The sequence below is a fragment of the Actinophytocola sp. genome (assembly GCF_035634895.1).
Classification (GTDB): Bacteria; Actinomycetota; Actinomycetes; order Mycobacteriales; family Pseudonocardiaceae; genus Actinophytocola.
Window position 1 is genome coordinate 1 of record NZ_DASQCC010000048.1, and the last position, 6,279, is coordinate 6,279.

Below are 6,279 nucleotides of genomic sequence, written 5' to 3' on the forward strand. Positions count from 1 at the left end.
GCAGGGGAGTGGTGAAGGCGTTGGCGACCCCCTGGACGCCGCGCCCGACCAGCAGGACCGGGAACGCGGTGGCGACCGCGCACAGCCCGGACCCGGCGACCGAGACGACGTACGCCCACAGCACGCAGCGCCGCGTGCCCCACCGGGCGCCGAGCGTGCCGGAGAACAGCATCAACACGGCGAAGGGGATGAAGTACGCGGTGATCGTGGCGGACGTGGCGTCGGTCGAGACGCGGAAGTCGTGCGCCAGCTCCGGAAGCATCGACGCCGTGACACCGCCACCGAACGGCCCCAGAAACCCGCCGACGTACAGCCCCGCCCGAGCAAGCCGCTCCCGCCGGCTCACGCCGACTTTTTCTTGATCAACGCCAACACAGTTGGTTGCGTAGGCAGCCCCCACCCGATCCCGGGGGCCGCCCCGATGCCCATTCTAACGGACTGCACCGACAAAACCCCTGGTCAGCGAGAGCTGTGGATGACTTTCACCCGGTGAGTCCGAGCGAACGGGACACTCGCGTCAGACCCCCGACGGTCCCCGGCCGGGGCCGGGACGGCGACGACGCAGGTAACGCTCGAACTCGGCGGCGATCGCGTCGCCGCTGGTCTCGTTCAGTGCCAGGTCGGCGTCGCCACGTTCCTCCAAGGCGCGGACGTAGTTGCGGACGTCCTCGTCCTCCTCGGCCATCTCGCTCACCGTGCGCTGCCACTCGTCAGCCTGGTCGGGCAGGTCGCCGAGCGGCACCTCCACGTCGAGGATCTCCTCGACCCGGTGCAGCAGCGCGAGCGTGGCCTTCGGCGACGGCGGCTGCGACACGTAGTGCGGCACCGCGGCCCAGATCGAGATCGCCGGCAGGCCGACCTGCACACACGCGTCCTGCAGCACGCCGACGATCCCCGTCGGGCCCTCGTACTTGGACCGCTCCAGGCCGAACTGCGCGGCCGATGCCGCGTCGTACGCCGTGCCCGTGACCGGGACGGGCCTGGTGTGCGGGGTGTCGGCCAGCAGGGCGCCCAGCGTGACGACCGTGGTCACGCCGAACTCCTCGAACTGCTCGATCAGCTCCGCGCAGAACTTCCGCCAGCGCATGTTCGGTTCGATGCCGTGCACGAGCACCACGTCACGGCTCGCACCCGGCGGCCGGCACACCGACAGCCGGGTGGTCGGCCACTCGACCCGGCGGGTGACTCCGTCGACCATGCGCACCGTGGGTCGGGTGACCTGGAAGTCGTAGTAGTCGTCCGGGTCTATCTCGGACAGCTCGGTGGCCTCCCAGGTGAGCTGCAGATGTTCGATCGCGGCGGTAGCGGCGTCGCCTGCGTCGTTCCATCCTTCGAATGCGCAGACCACCACTGGCTCCACGAGCTCTGGCCGCGCGTTTGGTTGCAGGTCCGGATCGGTCACTGGGCAAGCCTACGACCCGAGCGCCCCGGCCGGAGATCGTAGGCTGGTTCGCATGCCGGCCGAGACCGATCCGAGGTCCCCTGACACCACCACCGACCTGCCGGTCGCGGTCCTGTGGGACCTCGACGGGACCCTCCTCGACTCCGAGAAGCTGTGGGACATCCCGCTGTACGAGCTCACCGAGAAACTCGGCGGCGAGCTGTCCGCCGAGACCAGGGACGCCATGGTCGGCTCGAACATGCCGGTGACGTTGCGCCTGATCTTCCAGGAGGTCGGCATCGCCGAGCCCGGCGAGGAGCAGCTGGCCGACGCCGCCGCCTGGATCGACCGACGCATGCACGAGGTCTTCTGCCAGGGCCTGCCGTGGCGGCCCGGCGCGGCGCGGGCGCTCGCCACGGTCCACGAGGCTGGCCTGCCGATGGCGCTCGTGACGTCGACCGGGCGCGGACTAACCGAACTGGCTCTCGACACGATTGGAAGATCACTCTTTCGGGTGACAGTGTGCGGCGATGAGGTCGACGGTCTGAACAAGCCCCACCCGGAGCCTTACCTGAAGGCGTGTCGCCTGCTCGGGGTGGACCCGGCGAAGTGCGTAGCGATCGAGGACTCGCCGACGGGCGTCGCGTCCGCGGTGGCGGCCGGCGCGTCCGTGCTGGTCGTGCCGTGTGAGGTGCCGGTCGAGCCCGGTGAGCGGCGGGTGTTCCGGACGTCGCTGGCGGGGCTGACGGTGGCGGACCTCACTGCCCTCGTGCACTGATCCGAAAGTGATTGGCGCGGGATGGCAGGATCACTGCCGTGAAGACGTTCGACGAGCTGTTCGCCGAACTCCGCGACCGGTCGGTCAACCGACCCGAGGGCTCCGGCACCGTCGCCGCGCTCGACGCAGGGGTGCACGCGCAGGGCAAGAAGGTTCTGGAAGAGGCCGGCGAGGTGTGGATCGCCGCCGAGCACGAGTCGGACGAGCGCCTCGCCGAGGAGGTGTCCCAGCTCCTCTACCGGGTGCAGGTACTGATGCTGGGACGCGGCCTCGGCCTCGAAGACGTCTACCGCCACCTCTAAGGGGAGTTCAGAAAGATGCTTCGGGTTGCCGTGCCGAACAAGGGCGCGTTGTCCGCGCCCGCCACCGAGATGCTGGCCGAGGCCGGCTACCGGAAGCGCTACGACCAGCGCGACCTGACCGTCCTGGACCCGGTCAACGATGTCGAGTTCTTCTTCCTCCGGCCGAAGGACATCCCGATCTACGTCGGCTCCGGCGAGCTGGACCTGGGCATCACCGGCCGCGACCAGGCACTGGAGACCGGTGCCCCGGTCGCCGAGCGCCTGCCGCTGGGCTTCGGCGCGTCGACGTTCCGCTACGCCGCCCCCGCCGGCACCGAGTGGAAGGTCCCGGACCTGGTCGGCAAGCGCCTGGCCACCTCCTACCCGAACCTCGTCAAGCGGGACCTCGCGGCCAGGGGCATCGACGCGACGGTCATCCGCCTGGACGGCGCCGTCGAGATCTCCGTGCAGCTCGGCGTGGCCGACGCGGTCGCGGACGTGGTCGACTCCGGCCGCACGCTGCGCCAGCACAACCTGGAGGTCTTCGGCGACCCCATCTGCAGGTCCGAGGCGGTGCTCGTCCACGGCGTCAACGCGGCGGACACCCCGGCGAAGGAGCAGCTCACCGGCCGGCTGCAGGGCGTCGTGTTCGCCCAGCAGTACGTGATGCTGGACTACGACTGCCCGAAGACCCTCCTCGACGAGGCGATCACGGTCACCCCGGGCCTCGAGTCGCCGACGGTGGCTCCACTGGCGTCCCCGGACTGGGTGGCGGTCCGCGTGATGGTGCCCCGCAAGGACGCCAACGTGATCATGGATCGCCTCGCCAAGCTGGGCGCCCGCGCGGTGCTGGCCTCCGACATCCGGTCCTGCCGCCTCTAGTGTCCTGAGTCGAAGTTCGGCGCACTTCTCGGCGGCCCCAGCTTCCCGCTGGCGGCGTTGCCGAAAAGGCCCGAGTACAACCCGGTACGAGGGCCTTCCGGCGCCTTGCCAGCGGAAACCTGGATCCACCGACAAGCACCCCAACTTCCGACTCAGGACACTAGCCCTGCGGTCGTACCAGCAACGCCTGAGCCCCGCGGCCGACGGGCCCGGTGAGGTCGTGCAGCACCGACGTCGCCGCCCCGATCCCCTCCGGGCCGATCGCGGTGACCGCGTCCAGCGCGATCCACTCGCCAACCGGCTCCCGGTACACGTGCACCGTCAGGTCCGCGTTGATGAACAGCCACTCTCGCGGGTCGAGGCGACCGGACACCCCGTTCCCGGAGTCGGCGATGGTCAGCAGCCGTTGCAGCCCGGACGGTTCCTCGTCACCGACGAGCGGTACGGTCTGCCTCCCCCAGACGGTGGCCGGCCCCGACTCGGCGAGGGAGCCGGCCAGCGAGCGCCACTCGATCACGTCCAGGTAGCCCGCACCCCAGGAGTCGGGACGCGTCATCACCCGCCCGGCCGACGGCGGCGGCAACCGCTCGTCGACGTCCACCGCGACGGCCGAGGTGTCCGAGCGGACGATCCGCCATGCCCGGGCCCGTGCCACCACCCTGCCGTCGGCGGACAGCTCCGCGCTCAGCAGCTCGACCGACCGCCCCGGCCGGTCGACCGCCGCCGACACGGACAGCTCCGCCACCGGCACCGGCCCGAGGATCTCGACAGTCACCCGCGCGATCATCATCGGCACGGGCGCCGGCAGCTTCTCCATCTCCCGCACCATCAACGCCGACGGCGGCCCGAGGTGCTGCGTCAGCTTCGACCACGGCCCGGTCGTGTGCACGGTCGACTGATACCGGCCGCCGCCAAGTGGTTCATAGAACATCTGAAGCCTGTCCCTCTGGATCTTCGTGTTACGTCAGGGGCGACCGTAGCGGCACCCGGCCACGGTCCGCGTCGCCCACCGCGCCTTCGCCGGGGCGGCACCCGGCCAGGGTGTCAGTCGTCCGCCCGGTCCAGCACCGTCTCCTCGCCCGCGTCGGGCTCCGGCCAGCCAGGGTAGGGCGGCGGCGTGCCACCGAACTCCGGGCACAGCGCCTGGTGCGAGCACCAGTCACACAGGCGGCTCCGGTTCGGGCGGAAGTCACCCGTCCTCCCGGCCCGCAGGATCGCCTGCCACACGGCTTCGAGGGTCCGCTCGAACCGCCGCAGCTCCGGCTCGTCCGGCGTGTAGGTCAGCGACTGCCGGTCCGCCAGGTACATCAGGCGCAGCTGCCGCGGCACCACGCCACGCAGCCGCCACAGGACCAGCGCGTAGAACTTCATCTGGAACAACGCCTTCGCCTCGCCGATCTCACGGGGCGCGGCGCCGGTCTTGTAGTCGATGACCCGGATCTCACCCGTGGGCGCGACGTCCAGGCGGTCGATGTAGCCGCGCAGCAGCACACCAGAGCTCAGCTCGGTCTCCACCAGCAGCTCACGGGCCTCCGGGTCGAACCGGCGCGGGTCCTCCAGGGTGAAGTAGCTGTCGATCATCCCGGCCGCCGACTCCAGCCACTCCTCGTCGCCGTCCGGGAAGAGGCCGGCCAGCTCCGGACGCTCCTCCCGCAGCCGCTGCCACACCGGCCCCAGCAACGCGTGCGCACGGTCGGGCACCCGCTCGCCCGCCGGTAACCCGAACAGCTCCTCCAGCACCGCGTGCACGGCGATCCCGCGGACCTGCGCGGTCGACGGCGTCTCCGGCAGCCGGTCCACCGCACGGAAGCGGTAGAGCAGCGGACACTGCTTGAAGTCACCGGCCCGCGACGGCGACAGAGCAGGCCGTCTAGGCTTCGGCACGACCTCCTCAAGGGTGGCGGCAGGCTTTTCCGTCATACCCGAAACAGTAGGGGAGGCCACCGACGGTGTTTATTGGCCTCGCTTCGCTCGGCGGTTCGTGGCCTTGATCCGGCGTCTTCCCTCCCTGCGGTGTTCGGCCGGGTTGCTTTGCTGCCGTCGCCTTCGCTGCTTGCTCAGGCCAGGCGGCGGTGGCTGGTCACGGGGGGTGATGTGCCCTCACACCGCATTCCCACACATCTCCCCCTACGCTTCTGGCATGGCGAACGGGGCGGGCTGGGATCGGGACGGCGGCCTGCTGTTGTTCCGCTTTCGTGGCGTGCCGGTGCTGTTGTCGCCGTCGTGGTGGGTCGGTTCGGTCGCGATCGTGGTGTTGTATGCGCCGCTCGTCGGGCGGTTTCTGCCTGAGGCGGGGCCGGTCGTGTCGTTGTCCCTCGCCGCCGCGTTCGCCGTGTTGCTCGGCGTCTCCGTGTTGGCCCACGAGCTGGGGCACTGCGTGGTCGCGCTCAGGCTCGGCATCCCGGTCCGCCGGCTCCGGTTGTTCCTGCTCGGCGGGCTCGCCGAGATCAGCCGCACCCCACGCCGCCCCGCGCAGGAGGGCCTGATCGCCGCCGCCGGGCCGGTCGTGTCCGCCGTGCTCGCCGGGGTGTGCGGGCTCGTTCTGCTGCTCATGCCACCAACGGGGCCGGTCTGGCTGCTGGTGCTGGAGTGCGCGGTGGCCAACGTCGCCGTCGCCGTGTTCAACATGCTGCCCGGCCTGCCGCTGGACGGCGGACGCATGCTGCGTGCCGGTGTGTGGGCCGTCTTCGGTGATCGGGGGATCGGCACCCGCGCCGCCGTCTTCGGTGGCTGGCTCGTCGCCACGCTGCTGATGTTCTGGGCGCTGTGGGGCCTCGCGCAGGACAGCCCCGACCGCTGGCTGCGGCTCGGCGTCTGCGCGCTCACCGCGTGGTTCGTGGTGTCCGGCGCCCGGGGCGAGCTGGCGGCCGACCAGCGCCGGAACTGGCCGGACGGGCTCATGCTCGCCGACCTGGTCCGTCCCGTGCTGCAACTCCCCGCCGAGAGCCCGGTCGCGG

General features: G+C 70.8%; 8 protein-coding genes. 4 read left to right on the forward strand and 4 right to left on the reverse strand.

The genetic code is table 11. The features are described 5' to 3' along the window. Both VET29_RS07315 and VET29_RS07320 read right to left on the reverse strand, forming a co-directional pair. The coding region (locus VET29_RS07315; protein ID WP_324916390.1) for an MFS transporter at positions 1-346 on the reverse strand (346 nt) is incomplete at its 3' end. Positions 347-517: 171 nt separating this feature from the next. Next, complete coding sequence (locus VET29_RS07320; protein ID WP_324916394.1) at positions 518-1,402, reverse strand: PAC2 family protein; 885 nt, start codon at positions 1,400-1,402, stop codon at positions 518-520. 52 nt (positions 1,403-1,454) lie between these two features. Between VET29_RS07320 and VET29_RS07325 the strand changes: the two genes are divergently transcribed. From VET29_RS07325 to hisG, 3 genes are read left to right on the forward strand one after another with little or no spacing between them, the layout of a single operon-like run. Continuing rightward, entirely contained in the window at positions 1,455-2,159 is a 705-nt protein-coding gene (locus tag VET29_RS07325; RefSeq protein ID WP_324916397.1) for an HAD family phosphatase, read from the forward strand. A gap of 38 nt (positions 2,160-2,197) precedes the next feature. Next, positions 2,198-2,461 (forward strand): phosphoribosyl-ATP diphosphatase, encoded by a 264-nt coding sequence (locus VET29_RS07330; protein ID WP_324916400.1) that lies wholly within the window; start codon positions 2,198-2,200, stop codon positions 2,459-2,461. 15 nt (positions 2,462-2,476) lie between these two features. Beyond that, positions 2,477-3,322, forward strand: coding sequence for an ATP phosphoribosyltransferase (gene hisG / locus VET29_RS07335; protein WP_324916403.1), 846 nt, complete (start codon positions 2,477-2,479; stop codon positions 3,320-3,322). 160 nt (positions 3,323-3,482) lie between these two features. Here hisG and VET29_RS07340 read toward each other — a convergent pair whose 3' ends face one another. Continuing rightward, positions 3,483-4,253, reverse strand: a complete 771-nt coding sequence (locus VET29_RS07340) for a thioesterase family protein (protein WP_324916406.1) — start codon at positions 4,251-4,253, stop codon at positions 3,483-3,485. A gap of 113 nt (positions 4,254-4,366) precedes the next feature. Next, complete coding sequence (locus VET29_RS07345) at positions 4,367-5,242, reverse strand: RecB family exonuclease (RefSeq protein WP_324916409.1); 876 nt, start codon at positions 5,240-5,242, stop codon at positions 4,367-4,369. 220 nt (positions 5,243-5,462) lie between these two features. Here VET29_RS07345 and VET29_RS07350 point away from each other — a divergent pair. Then, positions 5,463-6,279, forward strand: an 817-nt coding sequence (locus tag VET29_RS07350) for a site-2 protease family protein (protein ID WP_324916412.1), incomplete at its 3' end; no start/stop codon positions are given.

Coding starts and splice junctions, on each gene's coding strand:
- VET29_RS07345 (WP_324916409.1), bottom strand. CDS start 5,242: ATGACGGAAAAGCCTGCCGCCACCCTTGAGGAGGTCGTGCCGAAGCCT.
- VET29_RS07340 (WP_324916406.1), bottom strand. CDS start 4,253: ATGTTCTATGAACCACTTGGCGGCGGCCGGTATCAGTCGACCGTGCAC.
- hisG (WP_324916403.1), top strand. CDS start 2,477: ATGCTTCGGGTTGCCGTGCCGAACAAGGGCGCGTTGTCCGCGCCCGCC.
- VET29_RS07325 (WP_324916397.1), top strand. CDS start 1,455: ATGCCGGCCGAGACCGATCCGAGGTCCCCTGACACCACCACCGACCTG.